The sequence below is a fragment of the Streptomyces sp. NPDC020742 genome (assembly GCF_040641675.1).
Lineage (GTDB): Bacteria > Actinomycetota > Actinomycetes > Streptomycetales > Streptomycetaceae > Streptomyces.
In genome coordinates, this window is sequence record NZ_JBFAEA010000019.1 from 74,349 (window position 1) to 96,438 (window position 22,090).

At 73.1% G+C, this 22,090-nt stretch carries 22 protein-coding genes and 2 pseudogenes; 16 read left to right on the forward strand and 8 right to left on the reverse strand.

Going from position 1 to position 22,090, the window contains the following annotated elements; translation table 11 throughout:
• Nucleotides 1–66: 66 nt before the first annotated feature.
• A complete protein-coding gene (locus AB0G84_RS27130; RefSeq protein WP_361326001.1) occupies nt 67–624 on the reverse strand; it encodes a PadR family transcriptional regulator in 558 nt (185 codons plus the stop codon).
• Between the two features lie 491 nt (nt 625–1,115).
• On the opposite strand from AB0G84_RS27130, the gene purB reads away from it, so the two are divergent.
• The 5 genes and pseudogenes from purB (at nt 1,116) to AB0G84_RS27155 (ending at nt 4,588) form a co-directional block, all read left to right on the forward strand.
• Nucleotides 1,116–2,549 (forward strand): adenylosuccinate lyase, encoded by a 1,434-nt coding sequence (purB, locus tag AB0G84_RS27135; RefSeq protein ID WP_361326151.1) that lies wholly within the window; start codon nt 1,116–1,118, stop codon nt 2,547–2,549.
• A gap of 66 nt (nt 2,550–2,615) precedes the next feature.
• A pseudogene (locus AB0G84_RS27140) lies at nt 2,616–3,017 on the forward strand (mismatch-specific DNA-glycosylase); the annotation flags it as partial.
• Nucleotides 3,018–3,048: 31 nt separating this feature from the next.
• A pseudogene (locus tag AB0G84_RS27145) lies at nt 3,049–3,185 on the forward strand (DNA mismatch repair protein MutT); the annotation flags it as partial.
• A 154-nt stretch (nt 3,186–3,339) separates the two neighbouring features.
• Nucleotides 3,340–3,810 carry a pyridoxamine 5'-phosphate oxidase family protein gene (locus AB0G84_RS27150; protein ID WP_361326004.1) on the forward strand — a complete coding sequence of 157 codons (471 nt, stop codon included), beginning with the start codon at nt 3,340–3,342 and terminating at the stop codon, nt 3,808–3,810.
• Between the two features lie 229 nt (nt 3,811–4,039).
• Nucleotides 4,040–4,588, forward strand: a complete 549-nt coding sequence (locus tag AB0G84_RS27155) for a hypothetical protein (RefSeq protein WP_361326007.1) — start codon at nt 4,040–4,042, stop codon at nt 4,586–4,588.
• Between the two features lie 215 nt (nt 4,589–4,803).
• On the opposite strand, the gene AB0G84_RS27160 is transcribed toward AB0G84_RS27155, so the two are convergent.
• Nucleotides 4,804–6,465, reverse strand: a complete 1,662-nt coding sequence (locus AB0G84_RS27160; RefSeq protein ID WP_361326154.1) for a DUF4157 domain-containing protein — start codon at nt 6,463–6,465, stop codon at nt 4,804–4,806.
• On the opposite strand from AB0G84_RS27160, the gene AB0G84_RS27165 reads away from it, so the two are divergent.
• The 6 genes from AB0G84_RS27165 to AB0G84_RS27190 all read left to right on the forward strand — a co-directional run bounded on the left by AB0G84_RS27165 (nt 6,370) and on the right by AB0G84_RS27190 (nt 12,058).
• Nucleotides 6,370–6,618, forward strand: coding sequence for a hypothetical protein (locus tag AB0G84_RS27165; RefSeq protein WP_361326166.1), 249 nt, complete (start codon nt 6,370–6,372; stop codon nt 6,616–6,618). The two genes, AB0G84_RS27160 and AB0G84_RS27165, sit on opposite strands and share 96 nt — an antisense overlap.
• A 375-nt stretch (nt 6,619–6,993) precedes the next feature.
• Complete coding sequence (locus AB0G84_RS27170) at nt 6,994–7,281, forward strand: hypothetical protein (protein ID WP_361326009.1); 288 nt, start codon at nt 6,994–6,996, stop codon at nt 7,279–7,281.
• A gap of 45 nt (nt 7,282–7,326) precedes the next feature.
• Complete coding sequence (locus AB0G84_RS27175) at nt 7,327–8,052, forward strand: zinc-binding dehydrogenase (protein ID WP_361326012.1); 726 nt, start codon at nt 7,327–7,329, stop codon at nt 8,050–8,052.
• Between the two features lie 883 nt (nt 8,053–8,935).
• The gene (locus AB0G84_RS27180; protein ID WP_361326157.1) at nt 8,936–9,757 is read left to right on the forward strand and encodes an alkaline phosphatase family protein; all 822 of its coding nucleotides are present in this window, start codon (nt 8,936–8,938) and stop codon (nt 9,755–9,757) included.
• A 1-nt stretch (nt 9,758) separates the two neighbouring features.
• On the forward strand, nt 9,759–11,045 hold the full coding sequence (locus tag AB0G84_RS27185) for an MFS transporter (RefSeq protein WP_361326014.1): 1,287 nt from the start codon (nt 9,759–9,761) through the stop codon (nt 11,043–11,045).
• Nucleotides 11,042–12,058, forward strand: coding sequence for a TolB-like translocation protein (locus AB0G84_RS27190; protein ID WP_361326017.1), 1,017 nt, complete (start codon nt 11,042–11,044; stop codon nt 12,056–12,058). The genes AB0G84_RS27185 and AB0G84_RS27190 overlap by 4 nt, the downstream gene beginning before the upstream one ends.
• A gap of 98 nt (nt 12,059–12,156) precedes the next feature.
• Here the strand turns inward: AB0G84_RS27190 and AB0G84_RS27195 are convergent, their stop codons facing one another.
• Complete coding sequence (locus AB0G84_RS27195; RefSeq protein ID WP_361326020.1) at nt 12,157–13,059, reverse strand: alpha/beta hydrolase; 903 nt, start codon at nt 13,057–13,059, stop codon at nt 12,157–12,159.
• A gap of 92 nt (nt 13,060–13,151) precedes the next feature.
• Here AB0G84_RS27195 and AB0G84_RS27200 point away from each other — a divergent pair, with 92 nt between their 5' ends.
• Nucleotides 13,152–13,730, forward strand: a complete 579-nt coding sequence (locus tag AB0G84_RS27200) for a helix-turn-helix domain-containing protein (protein ID WP_361326022.1) — start codon at nt 13,152–13,154, stop codon at nt 13,728–13,730.
• Nucleotides 13,731–13,911: 181 nt separating this feature from the next.
• On the opposite strand, the gene AB0G84_RS27205 is transcribed toward AB0G84_RS27200, so the two are convergent.
• From AB0G84_RS27205 to AB0G84_RS27215, 3 genes are all read right to left on the reverse strand, one after another.
• On the reverse strand, nt 13,912–14,379 hold the full coding sequence (locus tag AB0G84_RS27205; protein ID WP_361326023.1) for a hypothetical protein: 468 nt from the start codon (nt 14,377–14,379) through the stop codon (nt 13,912–13,914).
• Between the two features lie 143 nt (nt 14,380–14,522).
• A complete protein-coding gene (locus AB0G84_RS27210; protein WP_361326025.1) occupies nt 14,523–15,257 on the reverse strand; it encodes an ABC transporter permease in 735 nt (244 codons plus the stop codon).
• Between the two features lie 3 nt (nt 15,258–15,260).
• Complete coding sequence (locus AB0G84_RS27215) at nt 15,261–16,187, reverse strand: ATP-binding cassette domain-containing protein (RefSeq protein ID WP_361326027.1); 927 nt, start codon at nt 16,185–16,187, stop codon at nt 15,261–15,263.
• Nucleotides 16,188–16,307: 120 nt separating this feature from the next.
• On the opposite strand from AB0G84_RS27215, the gene AB0G84_RS27220 reads away from it, so the two are divergent.
• The 3 genes from AB0G84_RS27220 to AB0G84_RS27230 are packed head-to-tail and all read left to right on the forward strand — an operon-like array spanning nt 16,308 to nt 19,432.
• A complete protein-coding gene (locus tag AB0G84_RS27220) occupies nt 16,308–17,534 on the forward strand; it encodes a histidine kinase (protein WP_361326160.1) in 1,227 nt (408 codons plus the stop codon).
• A gap of 4 nt (nt 17,535–17,538) precedes the next feature.
• Entirely contained in the window at nt 17,539–18,231 is a 693-nt protein-coding gene (locus AB0G84_RS27225; RefSeq protein ID WP_361326030.1) for a response regulator transcription factor, read from the forward strand.
• A gap of 43 nt (nt 18,232–18,274) precedes the next feature.
• Nucleotides 18,275–19,432, forward strand: coding sequence for an ROK family protein (locus AB0G84_RS27230; protein WP_361326033.1), 1,158 nt, complete (start codon nt 18,275–18,277; stop codon nt 19,430–19,432).
• A gap of 148 nt (nt 19,433–19,580) precedes the next feature.
• Here AB0G84_RS27230 and AB0G84_RS27235 read toward each other — a convergent pair whose 3' ends face one another.
• Nucleotides 19,581–20,327 carry a GntR family transcriptional regulator gene (locus AB0G84_RS27235; protein ID WP_361326036.1) on the reverse strand — a complete coding sequence of 249 codons (747 nt, stop codon included), beginning with the start codon at nt 20,325–20,327 and terminating at the stop codon, nt 19,581–19,583.
• Nucleotides 20,328–20,528: 201 nt separating this feature from the next.
• Between AB0G84_RS27235 and AB0G84_RS27240 the strand changes: the two genes are divergently transcribed.
• Complete coding sequence (locus tag AB0G84_RS27240) at nt 20,529–21,194, forward strand: aspartate/glutamate racemase family protein (protein WP_361326039.1); 666 nt, start codon at nt 20,529–20,531, stop codon at nt 21,192–21,194.
• Here AB0G84_RS27240 and sigJ read toward each other — a convergent pair.
• Nucleotides 21,146–22,030, reverse strand: a complete 885-nt coding sequence (sigJ, locus tag AB0G84_RS27245) for an RNA polymerase sigma factor SigJ (RefSeq protein WP_361326042.1) — start codon at nt 22,028–22,030, stop codon at nt 21,146–21,148. The two genes, AB0G84_RS27240 and sigJ, sit on opposite strands and share 49 nt — an antisense overlap.
• Nucleotides 22,031–22,090: the final 60 nt, after the last annotated feature.

A 22,090-nucleotide genomic window follows, 5' to 3' on the forward strand; every position in this document is an offset into this window, starting at 1 on the left:
AGAGCTTCCGGGGTGCGGTGGTGACCGGTGCCGGTCGGACGCGAGGACGGCCCGCCGTACCGCCTTTCAGCGCGTGGCGCCGAGCCGGCGGAGGGTGTCGAGCACGTCGTCGAGCCAGGCGAGCGTCATCCGCTCGTAGGCGATGCCGCCGCGCAGCACCACGTGCTGGAGCTGCTGACCGGCGTCGGGTGCCGCGGGGGCCGCGGGCCCGGTGAAGTCGCGCCGCTCCCCCGCGAGATAGTGCGCGAGCCGCTCGGTGTGCGCCTGATGGTGCCGTTCGACCTCACGGATCAGCGCGGCCGGATCGTCGAAGGCCGCGCCGCGGATCTTCACCGCGAGGTCGTGCCGGACGCTCTCGGGCTCGATCGGCTCGTGCAGCCACTCGGAAAGTGCGGCCCGGCCGGGGGCGGCGACGGAGTACTCCTTCTTGTCCGGCCGGGCCTGCTGCGGCACCTCGCGGACGTCGACCCAGCCGTCGCTCTCCATGCGCTTGAGCACGCGGTAGATCTGCTGGTGGGTGGCGGTCCAGAAGTAGCCGATGGACCGCTCGAAGCGCCGGGACAGCTCATAGCCGGAGCCCGGCTTCTCCAGCAGGGAGACAAGGATCGCGTGTTCGAGCGCCATGCCCCGAACCTTCTATGCAACTTGTTGCATAAACAAGGGGGGTGGTCCGGGTGAGACACGGCTCACCCGGGCGGCAGCTCCGGCGCCCGCCCCGTCGCGTGCCGGGCCCCTCCCGCGGTCCGGTGTCGGCGCCGGAACGAAGGCCAGCCGGGCGGGGTGCTCAGCCGGGCGGGGCGCTCAGCCGGGCGGGGCGCTCAGCCGGGTGGGGCGCTCAGCCGGGTGGGGCGCCGCGCCGGAGACCAGCCGACCGAGGCCCGCACCGACGGCCAACCGGCCGGGGTGCCGCGCGGACGACCAACCGACGTGGACGCCACCCCGACGAGCAACCAGCCGGAGCGCCACACCGACGACCAACCGGCCGGGGCACCACGCCGACGACCAACCGGGGCACCGCGCCGGCCGGACCGATCCCGCCCCCTGTAGAAACGTACAGACCGGGGCGGGGCGCTGGCCTGCGCAAACCGCCAGTAGACTCTGACCACGTGACTGCTGTGTCTGCGAAGCCTCGCATCCCCAATGTCCTGGCCGGCCGCTACGCCTCCACGGAGCTGGCCGTGCTGTGGTCCCCCGAGTACAAGGTCAAGCTGGAGCGGAAGCTGTGGCTGGCCGTGCTGCGCGCCCAGAAGGACCTGGGGGTGGAGGTCCCTGAGCAGGCGCTGGCCGACTACGAGCGGGTCCTGGAGGACGTCGACCTGGCCTCGATCGCCGAGCGCGAGAAGGTCACCCGGCACGACGTCAAGGCCCGCATCGAGGAGTTCAACGCCCTGGCCGGCCATGAGCAGGTCCATAAGGGCATGACCTCCCGCGACCTGACCGAGAACGTCGAGCAGCTGCAGGTCCGGCTGTCGCTGGAGCTGATGCGGGACCGCACGGTCGCCGTCCTGGCGCGGCTGGGCTCACTGGCCGCCCAGCACGCCGAGCTGGTGATGGCGGGCCGCTCGCACAACGTCGCCGCGCAGGCCACGACGCTGGGCAAGCGCTTCGCGACCGCGGCGGACGAGCTGCTGGTGGCGTACGCGCGCCTCACGGAGCTGCTCTCCCGCTACCCGCTGCGCGGCATCAAGGGCCCCGTGGGCACCGCCCAGGACATGCTCGACCTGCTGGGCGGCGATGCGGCCAAGCTCGCCGACCTGGAGCAGCGGATCGCCGGTCACCTGGGCTTCGGCCAGGCCTTCACCTCCGTCGGCCAGGTCTACCCGCGCTCGCTGGACTACGACGTGGTGACCACGCTGGTGCAGCTGGCCGCCGCCCCGTCGTCGCTGGCCAAGACGGTCCGCCTGATGGCCGGCCACGAGCTGGTGACCGAGGGCTTCAAGCCCGGCCAGGTCGGCTCCTCGGCGATGCCGCACAAGATGAACACCCGTTCCTGCGAGCGCGTCAACGGCCTGATGGTGATCCTGCGCGGGTACGCCTCGATGGCCGGCGAGCTCTCCGGCGACCAGTGGAACGAGGGCGATGTGTCCTGCTCCGTGGTGCGCCGGGTCGCCCTGCCCGACTCCTTCTTCGCGCTGGACGGTCTGCTGGAGACCTTCCTGACCGTGCTCGACGAGTTCGGCGCCTTCCCTGCCGTGGTCGCCCGGGAGCTGGACCGCTACCTGCCCTTCCTCGCCACGACGAAGGTGCTGATGGGTGCCGTACGCGCCGGAGTGGGCCGCGAGGAGGCGCACGAGGCGATCAAGGAGAACGCGGTCGCCTCGGCGCTGGCCATGCGCGAGCAGGGCGCGGAGCGCAACGAGCTGCTGGACAAGCTGGCCGCGGACGCACGGATCCCGCTGGACCGGGCGGAGCTGGACGCGCTGATGGCGGACAAGCTCTCCTTCACCGGTGCCGCGGCCGACCAGGTGACCTCCGTCGTCGCCCGGATCGAGGAGATCACCAAGCAGCACCCGGAGGCCGCCGCGTACACGCCGGGCGCGATCCTCTGACCCGGTCCGCCGTGCGCTTCACCCCCCGAAGAGCGGGAGGCCGCTCGCGACCGCCTCGTCCCTGACGTGGCCGCGAGCGGTCTGCGCGTGCTGTTCTGCGCGGGATCAACCCCGGGCTGATGACGGCGGCCACCGGCCACCACTTGGCCCGCGCCGGCAACCTCCCCGCTGGGAGGTGCCCCCCACTGGCCGGTCCTGCACGCCGCCGGTTTCACTCCCCGGCGCTTCCGGCCCGCCGAGCAGGAGGAGCTGCTGGCGCACGGCCTGGGCATCACCAACGTGGTGGCCCGGGCGACCGCACGGGCCGACGAGCCGACCGCGGCGGAGTACCGCGAAGGCGGCCGACTGCTGGCCGAGAAGGTGACCCGGCTCCGGCCGCACTGGCTGGCCGTCGCCGGGGTCACCGCGTACCGCGTCGCCTTCGACGACACGCACGCCGCGACCGGACCGCAACGGCACACCCTCGGGAGCCGGGAGCCCACGAGGATCCGAAGGAAATGACGCCGGCCTCACCTTCGCCTGCCGGCTCCCCCGCTCCCCTTGAAGCGGCCACTGGCCGACGATCAAGACGCATGGCTGGGCCGCGTCGATCCGCGTTGGACCAGCGGGGCAGGCGGGGCGGGCGACAGCCAATGAACAAGAGCCAGGACCCTCGCAACGCCTGGTGCGTTCGCTCGCTGCTGCGTTGTCGGGCTGGTCTGAATAGGCCCAGCCCGAGGACGCCCCTCCGCCTTGCGCCCTAGTTCCGCCGCCGGATGTGACCGAGCGCTTCACGTCATAACCTCGCCACATGACATCAGATGACTCTGGCCCCGGCGGACCCCGCAGCCCGGAGCAGCGCAAGCGCGAGGCGCTGGAACGGCTCGCGCGGGACAACGACGTATGGGTCGCCACGGCCGACGGCACTGGCGAGCCGTGCCTCGTTCCGCTTGCCTTCTGGTGGGATGGCGAGGTGGTGTGGCTGTCCACCCGCGACACCAACCCGACCGGGCGAAACCTGTGTGCCTCGGGCCGGGTTCGGCTCTGCTTCGGCCATACCCGGGACGTGGTCCTGGTCCACGGCTCCGCGCGCATGCTGACCCGCGAGGAGCTTCCGGCCGAGGTGGGCGATGCCTTCGCCGCCAAGGACGGCTGGGACCCTCGCAAGGACCACCCCTCGTACGTCTTCTTCCAGGTCACCCCGAAGGTGCTGCAGGCGTGGGGAACGGTTCCCGAGATGGCCGGGCGGACCCTGATGCGCGACGGGAAGTGGCTGGTCTAGGGCGTATCCCGAACTGGTCACAGCCCCGGGCTTCAGCACGGCCGCCGCAGTGCCACTCGACGGCGCGTCTGGGAAGCGTTCACCGTCCCGGACCCAAAAACCCCGCGGGTAGCGGGGTGGTGTTGGGCCCATGGGTGGCAATCGCCGCCGATGTGGCGCCCGTGCACCCCTACTCGGACCAACTGGCCGGCTGACAGGCTTGTGGCGTGCCTCGATAGGCTCAGCCTCCATGACTGGTACCGGTGCAGCGCGCAAACGCTCCTTCCTCGCTCTGCATGACTACGGCATGGGCGGCTCGTGGTGGTGGGTCCGGGCGCGTTCCGAGCGGGAGGTCCTCGAAACGTTCGCCTGGGTTGAGGTGGTCACCGACCCGGAGACGATGGCCCGGTTCGAGGATGAGGAGCTGGAGGAAGTCGACATCGACGATCCTCAGATGCCTCCCGGACTGGACGGCCTGCGCGCACAGCGTGACGCGCAGCGTGGGCGCGAGGGTTTCGGCGCGCTTGCGGACAGGGACATCGTGCACCTGCGGCGCCGCTGGGACGAGGAGGACGACGAACCAGTCGCCTATCTGATGGAAGTGGGTCCCGACGGACGCCGGATTCGCCAGGTGGAGCTGGCCGAAGACGGAACCGCCCTGCGCAGTGGCCCCGGCGACTGGCCGTTCAACCCCCCGATCGTGGACCTCTTTGACCCGGCGCTCGTGGGCCAAGAGATCAGCCGGACAGAGTTCGAGGACCACTGGGCGAGGGCTCGCCAAGCAGACGCTGACCTATAAGTGCGGAGCCCGTTGACTCTCCTGCAACGTGGCAGGCCGGCCCTGGGGAACCGTCATCGACCCGAAGTGCTGCCGCGGCATGCGCCGATCCGCCCCTTGGCACGTCCGGTACGGGCGGCGATGACGTGCGGGCTGTGGCAGCAGGGCGTCGGCGATGCGGACGGCATCGAGGCCGGCGTCTAGGTTGGCCTCGAGATCGGCGTCGAGGAGCGGGATCAGGACAAGGTGATCTCCAGCCAGGGGCTCATCATGATTCCGGACGTGCCGCGCGGCTGCTGGTCCAGATCCGCCTGGGCCGCTCGCAGGTCCTGGCCCGGCCCCTGCCAGAACGTGTACGGCTTGCCGCTGTGCTCGGGAGGGATCAGCGCCCAGTACTGGTAGTGCGTCAGGGTGAGGTAGACGCGCTTGTTGATGTAGTCCAGCACCACCTTGACGTTGTGCTCCCAGTCGCTTCCCGTGCCGGTGTACTCGGCGAAGCCGCGGGGTGCGGTGGCCGCGTTCTGGACCGAGGAGCCCGCGCCGGACTGCGAGTGAGCGGTGTAGTGGTCGTGCAGCCCCTGGGCGTGCGCGGGGACGGCGGCGGGGTCGAACTGGTTGTCCGGCAGTCTGCCGTAGTCGTCCTGGTGCCAACTGCGAAGCGTCCCGGGCTGGTTGGGGCTCTTGTCGCGGACCGCCTGCTGCGCTTCGGTCCGCTCGTCGATCACGGGTTGCTGCTGTCCCCCGTCCGGTGCCTCCAACTGGTAGCGCACATCGAAGATGAGGTTGAGCAGCGGGCGCGGCAGCATCTCGACGGCCTGCTTCAGCGTGAGCCGCGTCAGCGGTAGATTCGCCCCACCCCGTGCATGGCTCTGGAGCCTCGGCTGCTCCTGCGGGGCTCCCTCGGCGACGACCGGGCCGAGCGCCCGGCCGGTCTTCTCGCGCATTGTGTCGTCGTCTCCCCAGTACGGCTCCGTCTTCCCGGAGAGGGACGTGTGGTAATAGCCGGTCTCCTCGGTGTTCGGCTCCGTCGCGTACCGGGTGTCCGCGTTCGGCACCGGAACCATGGCGCCCGGCCCGTCCGCGTGACCCGGCGGGTTGTAGTCGGAGACGTAGGTCTGCTGCTCCTCCAGGAAGGTGTTCACCGCGCCGACCAGCGCGGTGATCCGCCGGAGGGCCCCCGGCACATCGAGGGTGGCGGACTTGAGCTCCCGCCTGATTTTTTTGAGGTCCTCCTCGAACGTGCCCTTGGGGTTGAGCTTCTGGGCGCGGTTCACCTCGTCCTGCACCGCGATCGCCAGATACCGCATGAGCAGGGGTCCGGTGAGTGTCTGTTCGGTGGCGTCCACTCCCCTCATGTACATGCGCGGAGTGACCTTGACGATCCGCTGCACCGCAGCCGGTCCCTCGGCCCCCGCACGCGCAGCGGAACCGGGACCGGCGTCATGCGTCTCGGCCGCGTGCCCCGCCATGGCGCGCTGCGCGGTGGCCTCGGCCTCCCGCTCGAACCGGTCGGCGGGGTCCGAGACCTTCAGACCGGCCCCGTTGTCGGTCCCGGCGACAGGGCCTCGGCGCTGCTGGATCACGTGGACGAGCTCATGGGCCAGGGTGTGCCGGTCCGCGCCGGCCTCTCCGACAACGACATGGCTGCCCGAGGTGTACGCCCGTGCTCCCACCTCGGCTGCGGAGGACCGGGCTGCCGCGTCGCTGTGGATCCGCACGTCGGAGAAGTCGGCGCCGAGCCGGGTTTCCATGTCGACACGGGTGGCCTCATCAAGGGGACGTCCAGGAGAACGCAGCACGTCATGGACGGCGGAACGCTGCACCTCGGGCTGCTCGTGCCCACAGCCGGCACCGTGCTGGTGCTGCTCTGCGGACAGGTGTCCGGCCTGGCGCAGCATCTGCACCACGGCGTCGTTCCCGGCAACCGCCTGCAGGTCCGCGAGGCTCCGCGGAACCGCCCGTGGTCCGGCGGCGGCCTGCCGGCCAGGCGCTCGGCCCGTATCGGCGCCGGACGTCCTCGTCCTGTGATCGTGCACGAGTTCCTCATCTGACGGCGGAAAGTGACTCCCGCCTGGATACAGGGCGGGCGGTGCGCGCACCAGAGACGTCAGGGCAACCTGACGGGCCGAACGGGTACCGCGGTGTGCCCTCGGAAACGCCCCGGCGCAGCTGCGGGCGGGGGCGATCCGGAAACCAGCGTGGTCCGCGGAATCTGAACGCTGGTGTGACGAAACGCTGGTGTGTGACGAACCCGCGGGTGGCCGTGGCTCTGTGAGGGGGAAGGCGAGGGGAATTTCACTGGCTGGGGGAATTTCGCTGGCTGACAGGATGTCAGCTCCAGCAGGAAACGTTTGGCCCAGTGAACCTTCCGCGCCAGACCTGCGTCTTCCTCCGCGCCTGCCACCACATGCCTAGGAGAACAGACCATGGCCGACAAGGACGTTGAGGGGACCGACGAGCGGGGTTACGTCTCGGCGCCCTGGTGGGCGGACCTCGGGACGTGGGGGGCTGTCGCGCTGATCGTCTTCGGGGGCCTCGCGGCGGCATGGGTCTTCCTCCGGCTGCCCGGCACCCCGGAGGAGCCGGCGTCCGGCTACTACGGGGCCTCCAAGGTCATAGCCATCGGCCTGGTGACTGTGGGATGCGCCTTGCTCGGCCGCCGTCGCACCCGGGCCGCAGCCATCGAGGAGACGAACGAACGGGAACGCGCCTGACGCCGCCGGCCGGTGAGACCGGGCGGCGGTGCTGGAGGAAGTCCGGTGACGTGGCAGCAGGTCGGTGGCGAGTCGTACGACTCCTGGCAGAAACGCTACGGCCAGCTGGAGAGCGATGAGGTCTTCGGCGTCGCGTCGGTCGGCGGCTACAGCGAGTACGCGCTGTTGGACCGGCCGTTCACCAAGCAGCAGGAGCTGTCGTTCGAGACCGCCGCCGCGATGGTGACGGTCGGCGAGGCCGCCTACCGGGCGATCGAGCACCTCGGGGTGCAGCCGGGGCAGACTCTGCTGATCCGTGGTGCGGGCGGCCGTGTCGGCGCCGTCGCGGTGCAGCTGGCAGTCGCCCGCGGCCTCACCGTGGTCGGCACGGTCGCCGAGTCCGACACCGCACGTGTCAGCGGCCTGGGCGCCGCTGCCGTCCGGTACGGCGAGGGCTGGGTGGAGCGCGTCGGGAGGGCCGCCCCGGGCGGTGTGGACTTCATCTTCGACGCCTCCGGCGCGGGCGTGCTCGCCGACTCGGTCGCCCTGGTCGGCGATCCGGGCAAGGTCATCACCATCGCCGCTCCGTCCCTCGCCGAGCACGGTGTGCGGTTCACCGGCATGGACCCCGCCGACCGCTTCCCCGAGGCCCTGCCGCAGCTGGCCGACCTGATCGCCGCCGGCAAGCTCGACGTCCCCGTCTGGCGGGCCTACCCGCTCGGCGACGCCGCGAAGGCCCACGCCGACCTCGAGGCCCACCGCAACCACGGCAAGGCCGTCCTGCTGCCCTGACCACGGGAGTGGCGTGCGCAGCTGAGCCGTCTGGGCTCCACGGAGCGGCGGATCGACGGGACCATGACCCGGGTCGACACGCTCGGCGGGCGACTGGTGCAGGAGGCCCGGGACGCCGGGATCGGCGAGCCCGTTCAGCCGGCGAAAGCGGTAGGCGTCCCGGTGACGCTGCCCAGCCGGTGGGCCAGGGCGGGCGAAGGGGCACGCCCGCCCTGGCCCGCCGACGGAGCATCGGCGCATTGAGGGTCGGTGTGGTCGGCAGGGTCCGGAGCGGCGGCGGGGGCGAAGGCGGCGGGGTGCACTACCCGGTAGTGCACCAGTCCGGGGCGCTGGATCCCTGGGAGCCGCGGCACGCCCCTCCGCGCTCCGTATGCGGGTGGGCGGCCGGTGAGGTGGGATGGAGGTGAGCCGGGTTCCGTGCACGGGTCAGGCAGCGGGCTACGGGGCGACGGTCGGCGACCAGTCATCGGCGATCGACAGGCGTCGGGCAGCGACCAGCGGTCGGCAGTCGAGAGTCGGGAGTCGGCAGTCACTAATCGCCAGCCGGCGGTCGGCGGTCGGTGATCGCCAGCCGACGGTCGGCGGACGCCGGCCAGCGGTCAGCGATCACCGGTCAGCGGTCGGCGATCGGCGCCGTACGCTCAGCAGCCGTTCGGCGACGCGTCACTTTGAAGGCGTGTACATGTCACCGCAGCGGCTCTACGCTGTCGCCGCCCGCGCACCCCCCACCCCCTCACGTACGGAGGCCCCCGTGCCTACTCCGTCCTCCTCCGCTTCCGAGCCCGCCGCGTCGCGGCCGGCCGACGCCGCCCCCTCCTCCCACCGCGAGCGTCGCTCGCGCCGCCACCAACTGAGCGCACTCGCCGGGGCGTTCGGCCTCGCCGTGACCGGCCTGGGCGTCTGGGCCGGCAACGGCTTCGGCGCCGAGACCGTCGCGGGCGCCGTGCCCACGCCCGACCATGTGGTCGTGGTGGTCTTCGAGAACCACGGCTACAGCCAGGTGATGGGCAGCTCCAGCGCCCCGTACCTCAACTCCCTGGCGTCCGGCGGCGCCAGCCTCACCGCCTCGTACGCCGAGACCCACCCCAGCCAGCCCAACTACTACGCGATGTTCTCCGGCGACACCCAGGGCATCACCGACGACAGCTGCGTCACCCCGGGCTTCAGCAGCGCCGCCAACCTCGCCTCCGAGGTGACCGCGGCCGGCAAGACCTGGGCGAGCTACAACGAGTCGCTGCCGGCCGAGGGCTCCACCACCTGCAAGAGCGGGAACTACGCGCAGAAGCACAACCCGTGGTTCGGCTTCAGCAACGTGCCCACCAACACGGCGCACACCTTCAGCGCGTTCCCCACGGACTTCACCAAGCTGCCCACCGTCTCCTTCGTCGTGCCGAACCTGTGCAGCGACATGCACGACTGCTCGGTCTCGACCGGCGACACCTGGCTGAAGAACAACCTCAAGAGCTACGCCGACTGGGCCAAGACCCACAACAGCCTGCTGCTGGTCACCTTCGACGAGGACAACCGGCTCAGCGGCAACCGCATCCCCACCGTGCTCTACGGCCAGCCGGTACAGCCCGGCTCCACCTCGGCCACCACCTACAACCACTACGACGTGCTGCGCACCCTGGAGGACATGTACGGCACCTCGCACGCGGGCAAGGCAGCCGACGCGAAGGACATCAGCGGCGTCTGGGCGAGCTGACGTGTATCTCGCAGAGAGCCGCGGCGCCCCCGCGGCCGCCGGTCCGGGCACCCGCCCGGGCCGGCCGGTCCGGGCCGGCGTACCGGCCACCGTCCTCGCCCTGGGCACCGTCAGCCTGATCACGGACGTCTCCTCGGAGATGGTCACCGCGGTGCTGCCGCTCTACCTCGTCGCCGAACTCGGCCTGTCACCGCTCGGGTTCGGGCTGCTGGACGGCGTGTACAACGGGGTGAGCGCACTGGTACGGCTGATCGGCGGGCGCGCGTCGGACCGCGGCCGGGGCGGTGGCCACAAGACGGTGGCGGCGATCGGCTACGGACTGTCCGCGCTGTGCAAGCCGCTGCTGCTGGTGGTGCACACCCTCCCGCTGATCGGAGCGGTGCTCGCCGTCGACCGCACCGGTAAGGGGCTGCGCACCGCACCGCGCGACGCGCTGATCTCGCTCTCCAGTGAACCGGCCACCCAGGGGCGGGCGTTCGGGGTGCACCGGGCCATGGACACCGCCGGTGCGCTGCTCGGCCCGCTGGTCGCCTTCCTCGTGCTGCGGGTCGCGGCCGACGGCTACGACGCGGTGTTCACCGTCAGCGGCTGTGTGGCCGTGCTCGGCGTGGTCGTGCTGCTGCTGTTCGTCCCCGGCCGCCGGTCCCAGGACGCTGCCCCGCCCGACGCCGGGTCGCACACCGCGCTACGGACCCTGCTGCGCCGGCCCGCGGTGCGCCGCCTGACCTGCTGCGCCGTGCTGCTGGGCCTGACCACCGTCAGCGACTCCTTCCTCTACCTCACCCTCCAGCGCCGGCTCGACCTGTCCGAGGCGTGGTTCCCGCTGCTGCCGCTGGGCACCGCCGCGGCCTTCCTGCTGCTGGCCGTGCCGCTGGGCGTGCTCGCCGACCGGGTCGGCCGCCGCCGGCTGTTCCTGCTCGGCCACCTCGCCCTGCTCTGCGCGTACGGGCTGCTGCTCGCCCCGCTGGGCGCCTCCCCCGCGCTGGCCTGCCTGGTGCTCGCCCTGCACGGCGGCTTCTACGCCTCGACGGACGGGGTGCTGGCCGCGGCGACCGCCGATGCCGTGCCCGCGGAGTTGCGCGGCAGCGGGTTGGCAGTCGTCCAGACCGGCCAGGCGGCGGCCCGCTTCGGATGCTCGCTCGCCTTCGGCGCGGCCTGGACCGCGTGGGGCGACCGCTGGGCACTGGGCCTGGCGGGCGCCGGACTCGCCCTCGCCGCCGCCCTGAGCGCCCGGCTGCTGGGCCGCGTCCCGGCGGGCGGCGCCACCTCTCCGGAGACCGCACGGTGAACCGCACCTCCCGTCTCGTGCTGCTGCTCGTCGCCGTGCTCCTCCTGGGCGGGGTCGCGGTCGGCGCCACCCTGCACGCCGCCGGGCGTGCCGCCCGCAAGGACCAGGCCCAGGCCGGCGGCCCGGCGGTGACGCCCGGGACCGTACGACTGGACGCCCCGAAACGCGCGTTCTTCCGCAATATGGCCTGGGGCCCGCACCGCGACGAGATCACCGCCGTCCCGGCCGGGCGGCTCTCCGGACCGCGCACCGCCTCCGGCGTCCGCTGTCTGCGCTTCTTCGCCGCCGCCGGCACCGGCGTCTGCCTCCAATCCGTGCACGGCGAACTCCGCGACACCTACCGGGCCGTCATCCTGGACCGCCGGCTGCACCCGGTGCGCCGCTACGACCTGGCCGGCACCCCCACCCGCGCCCGGGTCTCGCCCAGCGGGCGCACCGTCGCCTGGACCGTGTTCGTCAGCGGTGACTCCTACGCCGGCACCGCCTTCTCCACCCGCACCTCCGTCCTGGACACCCGCTCCTGGCGCCTGGACGCCAACCTGGAGACCTGGGCGCTGACCGTCGACGGCCGCCGCGTGCACGCCGCGGACCTCAACATCTGGGGCGTGACCTTCGCCGACGACCGGCACTTCTACGCCACCGCCGCGACCGGCGGCCGGACCTACCTCGTGCGCGGTGACCGCACCGCCCGGACCCTGCGGGCGCTGCACCGCAACGTCGAATGCCCCTCGCTCTCCCCCGACGGCACCCGGATCGCGTACAAGAAGCGGGTCGCCGGCGCCGATCCGGACGCCCCCTGGCGGCTGTACGTCCTCGATCTGCGCACCCTGCACGAGACCGCGACCGGTGAGCACCGCAACATCGACGACCAGGCCGTCTGGCGCGACCGGCACACGCTGGTCTACGCCCTGCCGGGCGACTACGGCGCCGACCTGTGGACCGTGCCCGCCGACGGCACCGGCACCCCGCACCGCCTCACCGAGGCCGCCCTCGCGCCCGCCTTCACCCCCTGAGGCCTGGCCTGTTCGATTGGGGCCTGGTCCCTTCGATCTGGCCGGCGGCGGTGTACACGGTCGACCGCCGGGTGCCCGGCAGGCAGCCGGTGCAGTCGTCAACTCACCCTTGACATCAGATCGTTGACGGCCTCGATCACCGCGTCCGCCCGCTCCTCGTGCAGCCACCCGTGCCCCGCGTCATCGAGAACCCGCTGCTCGCCGCGCGAGGACTCGGCGGCCACCTCGGCGTGCAGGGCGCGCTTGACCTCGCTGATCTCGCGCAGCAGCTCCGCCGGCCACAGGTGCGCTTGGGTGGCGTCGTGCCCCAGGGCCGTGAGCACGATCAGCGGCACGTCGGGGGTGGCCGGGGCGTGCCGGAATTCGGCGGCGACCTCGTCGTAGAGGTTCTGGTTCTCGCGCGAGGCGGCTCGCCACGTGGCGAGGTGGCGTGCGGCCAAGGGCTCGCGCACCGGCTCCGGCCAGGCGGCGAAGTGTTGGACCAGCTGGGCTCGGGATCGCTCAAGCTGTTCCGGCGTGGGCTCGGCCGACTCTTGGCTCCGCATCTGGTCCAGCATCTCGGCGAGCCTTTCCCGTGCCTGCCGGGGACCGCGTATCACCAGGTCCTCATGGAAGGGGTCGAGCAGGAGCAGGCCGGCCACCTCGTCAGGAAAGCGCCTGGCGTAGTGGCGCGCGTAGGCCCCGCCCAGCGAATGGCCGATCAGCAGGCGGGGGCCGGGAACGTCGGCGGCGGCAAGCAGTCCGCGCAGTTCATCGGTGACTTCGTCCGCGGTGCGGGGCAGCTCGGCAGGGTGGCTCCAACCGTTACCTCCGCGGTCGTAGAGGACGCTCGTGGTCAGCTCGGCGACCCGGCTGTGGATGTTCAGGTAGTCCAGGCTCATCATTCCTGCCCCCGCCAGGAACACGGCGGGCGGACCGCCGGTGCCGGAGCGGTGCAGCATCAGGTGACGACCGCCGCCGATGTCGTGCAGACGTCCCAGAGGTGGTGGTGTGCGGGTCATGGGCTGCTCCTATGCGATGCCGCTGCCGTGGGCCTGCGCCCCAGGAATATTCTCAAGTTTGAGAACGGTATCACTCATGAGATCGTACGCCCATGGACACGGTCGACTTGCTCCTCCACCCCGTACGGCTGCGCATCGTGCACGCCCTGTCCGGTGACCGGACACTGACCACCTCGCAGCTGTGCGCGCTGCTGCCCGACGTATCGAAGGCCACCGTGTACCGGCATGTGAGCCTGCTGGCCGACGGCGGCCTGCTGGAGATCGAAGGTGAGCAGCGGGTACGGGGAGCCGTCGAGCGCCGCTACCGGCTGCGGCGCGAGCGGGCCGTGATCGACTCCGACGCCGCTGCTTCGGTTCCCGTTGAGGACCACCGGCAGGTGTTCGCGGTGGCCATGGCAACCCTGCTGGCCGAGTTCAACGCCTACCTCGACCGCCCCGGAGCCGCACCCGCCGCCGACCTGGTGGGCTACCGCCAGCACGCGATGTGGCTCAGCCGGGACGAACTCACCGCACTGATCGGCGAGATGCGCGACGCCCTGGTGCGCCGGATCACCAATGAGCCCTCGCCGGAGCGCACCCGCTACCTGATCAGCCCAATCCTGTTCCCCGCCGAGGAGCCACCCGCAGCCGGCGAGGAGGACTCTAGGGCGCGTATCGAAAGTGGATCTTGAGCATGAGATGATCTTGATTCGTGGTACGTGGAGATCTGACGGACGCGCGATGGACGGTGCCGGGGGGAGACGCATCCGCGCTCAGGCGCAGCATCGACGTCGGCCCGCCGTGGGACGGCCGAGAACTTCGCTTGCCCGGCCAGCCTCCTCAAGGCACACTGCGGGACATTGCCGACAGGGCCTACCGGCCCCGGCCCGGTGCCCCCGACGCCCCGGTTGCCTCCCCCTCCCCCACCGCCACCAGCAGTTGGAGCGGCAGCACGGGGTCCCCCTGGCCCACGCCCACCGCGATCCAGCGGTCCGCCGACCGCCAGGCGTACATCCGCGGGACGTAGCCGCAGAGCGCGTCCAGTGGTGGCCGGACCGGCAGTCCCCTGGCGCTGCGTTCCAAGACGCCGCTGAGGTCGAGGACTTCGGGTTCGCCCCATCGTAAGGACAGCGCCCCCACCAGCGCCGTCAGTGCGGCACCGAGCTCCTCCTCGGCCTCCGCCACCTCGGCGGGGTCCGCGTCCCATAGCTCCCCGCTGACGCGCAGCGCGGCTATGTGGAAGCCCGGGCCGCTCTCCGTACGGGCGGAGCGGGTCCGCTGCGCCGGGAAGTCCCGCCGGCGCAGCGCGTCCACAGTGGTCAGCTGCTCGTCAAGCGTCATGCCTTCAGTAAAGCGGCCGGGTCTGACATCTGAGGCTCCCTCGGGTGCCGGAGGCGGGTGCCGGAGGCGGGTGCCGGAGGCGGGTGCCGGAGGCGGGTGCCGGAGGCGGGTGCCGGAGGCGGCCGCCGTCCGGTTCCCAGGGCTCAGGCGTCCCTGCGGAGCAGCGCCGCCAGGCCGGCCGCCGCCGCCAGCGCCGCCCACCCCGCCAGCACCGCGAGGCCGATCCAGGGCCCCAGCGCCCCCACGGGCACCAGGTGCAGGATCTGTTGCCCAGCCCGGTCGGGCAGGAACTGGCCCACCGACTTGGTGGCCTCCAGCGACCCGAACAGCGGGCCGAGCGTGAGGAAGAGCGGGACCAGCAGGCTCAGGGTGCCGACGGGGCTGCGCAGCAGCGCGGCGACACCGGCGGAGAACACCCCGAGCAGCCCGCAGTACACCCCGCAGCCGACCGCGGAGCGCAGCACGCCCGGTGCGTCCAGGGGCACCCCCGCGTCACCGAGGAGCGCCTGCCCCGCGGCGACGGTGGCGCCGCCGGCGAGGAGCCCGATGACCAGGGTCAGTCCGCCCACGGTGAGGAGCTTGCCCGCGTACAGCAGCCCCCGGCGCGGCACCGCGGCCAGTGAGACCCGGATGGAGCCGCTGGACCACTCGCCGGCGACCGTCAGGGCCCCGCAGACCAGGGCGCCGAACTGGCCGAGGTTGAGCCCGTAGTAGGCGTTGAACACCGGGTCGAAGTGCGGGTCCGAGCCGTCGTAACCGGCGGAGACCGCGCAGCCGACCCCGATGGTCAGCACCAGGACGGCGACCAGGCTCCCGGTCAGCGAGCGCAGCGTGCGGAGCTTGGTCCACTCGGAGCGCAGTACGGCGGTGAACGGCATGGGTCAGACCTCCTGGGGCTGTGCGGTGGTGGTGAACTGGGCGGCCTCGGCGGTCAGCCGCAGGTAGGCGTCCTCCAACGAGGCCTCTTCGTCGACGAGTTCGAGGATCGGGATGCCCAGACCGGCGGCGAGCTCGCCGATGGCGGACGGCTCGGCGCCCGCCACGTGCCAGCCCCCGGTGCCGTCCGGGGCGGCCTGCCATCCGGCCCGTTGGAGCGCCGCGCAGAGCCGCGGCCCCTCGGTGGTGCGCACCCGCACCCTGCGCTGGGTGTGCGCGCGGAGGAAGCCGGCCGTGGAGGTGTCGGCGAGCAGCCGGCCGCGCCCCAGCACGATCAGGTGGTCGGCGGTGAGCGCGGTCTCGGCCATCAGGTGGCTGGAGACCAGGACGGTACGGCCCTCGTCGGCCAGGCGCTTGAGGAGCGTACGGATCCAGACGATGCCCTCCGGGTCGAGTCCGTTGGTGGGCTCGTCCAGCATCAGCACGGCCGGGTCGCCGAGCAGCGCCGCCGCGATGCCCAGCCGCTGCCGCATCCCCAGCGAGAAGGTCCGGGCCCGCTTGCCCGCCACGGAGGTCAGCCCGGTCTCCTCCAGGACCTCCGCCACCCGCCGCGGCGGGATCCGGTTGCTGTGGGCGAGGGCGAGCAGGTGGTCGCGGGCGCGGCGGGCCCCGTGGGCGGCGCCGGCGTCCAGCAGCGCCCCGACGTGCCGCAGCGGCTCGTCCAGGCTGTGGAAGGGGCGGCCGCCGACGGTGGCGGTCCCCGCGGTGGGGCGGTCCAGGCCGAGGACCATCCGCAGGGTGGTGGACTTGCCCGCGCCGTTGGGGCCGAGGAAGCCGGTGACCCGGCCGGGTGCGACGCGGAAGGTGAGGTCGTCCACGGCCCGCGTCGTTCCGTAGACCTTCGTCAGCTGCTGCACTTCGATGGCGGTCATGCCTCCAGGCTGGGGGGCAGGGCCGGGTGCCGACTTCCCCCGCCACCGGGTAACTCCTCCCCCGGCAGGGGGAGGTGAGGACTCGGTGGCCGCTGGCACGATGACCGGGTGTCCTCCTCACTGCCGGCCATGCTCCGGCCGCTCACCCGGGCCGTCACCTACACCCGCTGGGTGCATCTGCTGATCGCCACAGTGGCCGGAGTGCTGACCGGATACCTGCGGTACGAGGCGCGCCACGCGGGTGCCGGGGTCTGGCTGTGGTACGCGACCCTGCCGGTGCCGGTGCTGATGCTGGCCGCGCTGGTTCCGGCGATGCGGCGGGTGGAGGGCGTCCAGGCGCGGCTGCTGCTGGTCCCGGGCCCGCAGGATCCCGAGGGGCGGGCGACGGCCGGCATCTCCACGGCCCCGTCGCGTTCCTGGCGCGACCGGGGGCGTACGGCGGGCTGGCTGCTGCTGCGACTGGAGGCCGGGGTCGCGGTGAGCGCGCTGACCGTGCAACTCCCGACCCTGGCAGTGGCGTTCGCACGGGCGGCGGCCGGCCAGCGCTCCGCTTTCACGGGCCTGCCGGCGATCGAGGCGCCCCACTGGTGGTACGGCCTGCTGGTGCCGCTGCCCCTGGTGGTGCTGTTCGCCGTCGTGGTGGGGGCGGGCTCCCTGATGGCCGCCGCGGCGCCGCTGCTGCTGGGGCCCTCGGCGGCGGAACGGCTGGCGTCACTGGAGGCCCGCACCGAGCGCCTGCTGGAGCACAACCGGCTCGCGCAGGAGCTGCACGACTCGATCGGCCATGCGCTGACCGTCTCGGTGGTGCAGGCTGGGGCGGCGCGCGCCGCCGGGTCGGCCGAGTTCACCGACCGGGCACTGGCCGCGATCGAGGAGACCGGGCGGCAGGCGCTGGAGGACCTGGAGCGGGCGCTGCGGCTGCTGCGCCAGGACGCGCCGCGCCCCGCCGACCGCCCGGCGCTGACCGAGGCGGAGCGCCTGCTGGAGTCGGCGCGGGCCGCCGGTTCGGCGGTCCACGCAGAATTCGGCGGTCCGTTGGAGACGCTGCCGGGGCCGGTGTCCCGGGAGGGGTACCGGATGGTGCAGGAGGCGCTGACCAATGTGCTGCGGCACGCCGGCCCGGTGCCGGTGTCGGTGCGGATCGCCGCCGGCGCGGACACGTTGGAGCTGGAGGTGCGCAACCCCCTGCCCGGCGGCTCCGCGGTGCCCGCGGGCGGCGACCAGGGGCGTGGGCTGCGCGGGATCCGCGAACGGGCCGCGCTGCTGGGCGGCGAGGCCGAGACCGGCCCCGGCGACGACGGCGAGTGGCGGGTGCGCGTCCGACTCCCGCTGCGCCGCTTAGGGTGATCCCGTGCCGATATCCGTACTGCTCGTCGACGACGAACCGCTGGTCCGCGCCGGGTTACGGGCCATCCTGGAGGCCCAGCCCGACATCGAGGTGACCGGCGAGGCGGCGGACGGCGCGTCCGTGGTGCCGCTGGTGCGGCAGCTGCGGCCGGATGTGATCGCCATGGATGTCCGGATGCCGCTGCTGGACGGCATCGAGGCGACCCGCGCGGTGCTGCGTTCGGTGCCCGCACCGCCGCGGATCCTGGTCGTCACCACCTTCGAGGACGACGACTACGTCTACGAGGCGCTGCGCGCCGGCGCGGACGGCTTCCTGCTCAAACGCGCCCGCCCGGCCGAGATCGTGCATGCGGTACGGCTGGTGGCCGAGGGCGGTTCGCTGCTGCTGCCGGCGGCGCTGCGCACCATGGCGGCCGGCCGCCGCAACGACCGCGCCCGTGCGGACTTCGAGCGGGCCGCGCTCACCGGGCGGGAGCGGCAGGTGCTGCGGCTGATGGCGCGGGGGCTGTCCAACGCGGAGATCGCCCGGGAGCTGGTCCTGGGCGCCGAGACCGTGAAGACGCACGTCAGCGCGGTGCTAGCGAAGCTGGGCGCCAGGGACCGCACCCAGGCGGTGATCACGGCGTACGAGGCCGGGTTCGTGGCGCCCGGCCAGACCGCGGCGGAACCCGGCGGGGGCTCGCCGCACACCCCGTGACCGGCTACGATCCGCGGCACACGGAGTGCTAGGGAGAAGGACGTTGGGGCGGCTGACCGGAGGGGACCCCTCCCTGCTGCGGCGGATCAACTCCGCGGTGGTGCTGCAGGCGCTGCGCGCCGCGGACTCCCCCACGCTCACCCACCTCGTCCAGGTGACGGGCCTGTCCCGGCCGACCGTCGAGGGCGTGGTCGAGGGGCTCATCGGGACCGGTCTGGTGGTCGAGGCGCCCGCCGGGGACGGTGGCGGCCGCCGCCAGGGCCGGCCCGCCCGCCGCTTCCGGTTCCGCGCCGAGGCGGGCCATCTGCTGGGCGTCGAGATCGGCCCGCACCGGGTCGCGGTGGTGCTGTCGGACCTGAGCGGGCGGGTGCGGGACGGCGTGCAGCGCCCGGTGGACGAGGGCGCGTCCGCCGATGAGCGGCTGGACCGGGTCCGCGCCGCGGTGGCCGAGCTGTTGCGCCGTACGGGCGTGCCGCGCGGTTCACTGCGGGCCGTCGGGGTGGCCACCCCCGGCATCGTGGAGGCGGACGGCACGGTGCGGCTGGGCACCGCGCTGCCCGGGTGGACGGGGCTGCCGCTCGGGGCGCGGCTGCGGCGGTCGTTTCGCTGCCCGGTGCTGGTGGAGAACGACGCCAACGCCGCGGCGGTGGCCGAGCACTGGCAGGGCGCGGCGGCCGGCTCCGACGACATCGTGTTCGTGCTCGCCGGACTGAGCCCGGGGGCGGGGTCGCTGATCGGCGGACGGCTGCACCGCGGCTTCGGCGGGGCCGCCGGGGAGATCGGCGCCCTGCACCTGCTGGGCCGTGAGGCGCGGCCCGAGAAGCTGCTGTCGACGACCGGCCGGCCGCTGCAACCGCTGGACGAGGAGCAGGTCGTCGCGGTCTTCGATGCGGCGCGGGACGGCGATGCGCGGGCCCAGGAGGCGGTGCAGCGCTTCCTGGAGCGGCTGGTGCACGATGTGGCGGCCCTAGTGCTGGCGCTCGACCCGGAGCTGGTGGTGATCGGCGGCTGGGCGGCGGGGCTGGCCGGCGTCCTCACGCCGCTGCGCGAGGAGTTGGCGCGCTACTGCCTGCGTCCGCCGCAGGTGGTGCTCTCCCAGCTGGGCGAGGCGGCGGTGGCCACCGGCGCGCTGCGGTTGGCCCTGGACCACGTGGAGGGCGAACTCTTCGCCGTGGAGGGCACGGTGACATCCCGGAGGTGACCGGGGACGACGGGCGCCGTCCGGCTGCCGAAGCCGGTGCCCTGTTCCTTATTCCTTCTGCCGGTGCCCTGTTCCTTCTGCCGGCGCCCGCCCTGTGCTTCGGCCGGCTCGCCACCCCTTCAGGTCGGCGCCCGTCCTTGACGCCGGGTCAGCCCGCGGCCACCGAGACCGCTTCGCCCTCCCCGAAGGTCAGCCGGCAGGTGTCCGCACGGTACGTCGAGACCGCCACCGCGGCCGGGCGTCCTCCGGAGAGGTAGCGGGTGGTCACCACCAGCACCGGGGCGCCGGGCAACCGGTCCAGCTGCTTGGCGTCCTGCGCGCGGGCCGAGCCCAGCTCGACCGTGTGGTCCTGCCCGTCCAGCGGCAGCTCCTGCAGCGCGCTCAGGACGGCGCGGGCACGGCCGGCCGCACCGAGCGGGGCCGCGGCGGCGCAGCGGGGGACCACGGCCGCCGGTACGTACAGCAGCTCGGCGGCGACGGGCTGACCGTGCGTGACCCGGCTGCGGCGCACGATGTGCATCCGCTCTCCGGGGGCGGTCTCCAGCAGGCGGCCCACCGGGGCGGGCACGGTGTCGCTCTCGTCGGCGTCGTCCGGCTGCCAGTCGTCGGCGGAGCCGCCGGGCCACGTGCGCCGGGCGGGGTCGACGGCGACACCGACGCGCGGCGGTGCGACGGTGGTGCCCACGCCGCGGCGGCGCTGGAGTCTGCCCTCCAGCTCCAGCTGTTCGAGGGCCTGCCGCAGCGTGGCGCGGGCGACGCCGAAGCGGGCCGCCAGCTCACGCTCGTTGGGCAGAATCTCGCCGACCGCGAACTCCGAGTCCAGCGCATCGCTGAGCACGGTCTTGAGGTGCCAGTACTTCGGCTCCGGCACCGTGTCGAGTTGCGTGGTCCCCACCCTGTCCTCCGCACTGGCCCTCCCCCTTGCGGGACAGGCCCCCTGGACCCGGGACCGCGCACCGGGCCCGTCGGTGGACCCCGTACGCGCGCCCGTTTTTGAGCGCTTCTTTATGAAAGGTTGTTGCAGTATCCCGACGATATGGCCGCCCCCACCCTTGGTCAAGACCAATCCCGGGAACGATCAGCTACCCTCGCCGCCATGCTCGCCCTGCTGCACACCTCACCCGTTCATGTGCCGGTCTTCGACGCCCTGCGCGACGAGGAGGCGCCGGATCTGACGCTCCATCACCTCGTGCGCTCCGAACTCCTGGACCGGGCACGCACGCAGGGCCCCGATGCGGCGCTACCGGACATCACGGCGGAACTGGCCGCCGCCGCCCGTGCCGGAGCCCGGGCGGCGCTGTGCACCTGCTCCACGATCGGCCCGCCCGCGGAGTCGGCCGGTGCCGCGCTCGGGCTGCCGGTGCTGCGGGTCGACCGGCCGATGGCCGCGGCAGCGGTCGCCACCGGGCCGCGCATCGCGGTGCTCGCCGCACTGGAGAGCACCCTGGCGCCCACCGAGGCACTGCTCGCGGAGGAGGCCGCACGGGCCGGCCGCACGGTCGAGGTGCGGACGGTGCTGGTGCCCGGCGCGTGGGAGCGGTTCGAGGCCGGCGACCACGACGGCTACCTGACGGCGGTCGCCGCCGCCGCGCGGGACGTGCGGGACGCCGATGTGCTGGTCCTGGCGCAGGCCTCGATGGCCGGCGCCGCCCAGCGTCTGCGGGGTGGCCCGCCGGTGCTGTCCAGTCCTCGGCCCGGCCTGCGGGCCGCCGCTCACCTGGTCGCCAGCGCCCCGAGCTTGTCGGGGTTGCGCACGATGTAGACGGTCTGGATCCGGCCGTCCCGGACGCCGAGCTGGATGACGGAGTCCGGGACGCCGGCCAGGTGCACCAGTGCCGCGACCCCGCCGTTGATCTCCCGCACGGTGAACTCCAGGCCGGCCGGTGCGGACCTGGCGACGCCGGCGAGGAAGCGGGCGACCTTGTCGGCGGACTCGATGACCCGCAGCGGTGCCTTGGCCTTGCCCCCGCTGTCGCCCACCAGCCGGGCGTCCGCCGCCAGCAGGTCGAGCAGCCCCGGCAGGTCGTCGCCGGCCGCCGCGGCCAGGAACCGCGCGGTCAGCGCGCGCTGCCGCTCCGGGTCGACCTCGTAGCGCGGGGTGCGCTCGGCGACGTGCCGGCGCGCCCGGCCCGCCAACTGGCGCACCGCGGCCTCGCTGCGCTCCAGGGTCCCGGCGATCTCCGCGTACGGATAGCCGAAGGCCTCGCGCAGCACGAACACCGCGCGCTCCAGTGGGGAGAGCGACTCCATGACGACGAGGACGGCGAGCGTGACGGACTCGGTGAACACCGTCCGCTCCGCGCCATCCGGCACCGGGCCGGCCAGGTCGGTCGGTAGGGGCTCGGGCAGCCAGGGCCCCACATAGGACTCGCGCCGCGCCTGGACCTGCCGCAGCCGGTCGAGGGCCAGGCGGGAGGTGATCCGGACCAGGAAGGCGCGCGGCTCGCGGACCTGTGTGCGGTCCGCGCCCGACCAGCGCAGCCAGGCGTCCTGCACCACGTCCTCGGCGTCGGCCACCCGGCCGAGCATGCGGTAGGCCACCCCGAACAGGACGGGGCGGTGGTCCTCGAAGACGTCGGTCACGGTTTCCTCCGGCATCCGGTCATCCCACCCGGCCGCTCCCGCGTTGTCCAGCGGAAACGGTGCGGTGCGAGGCGC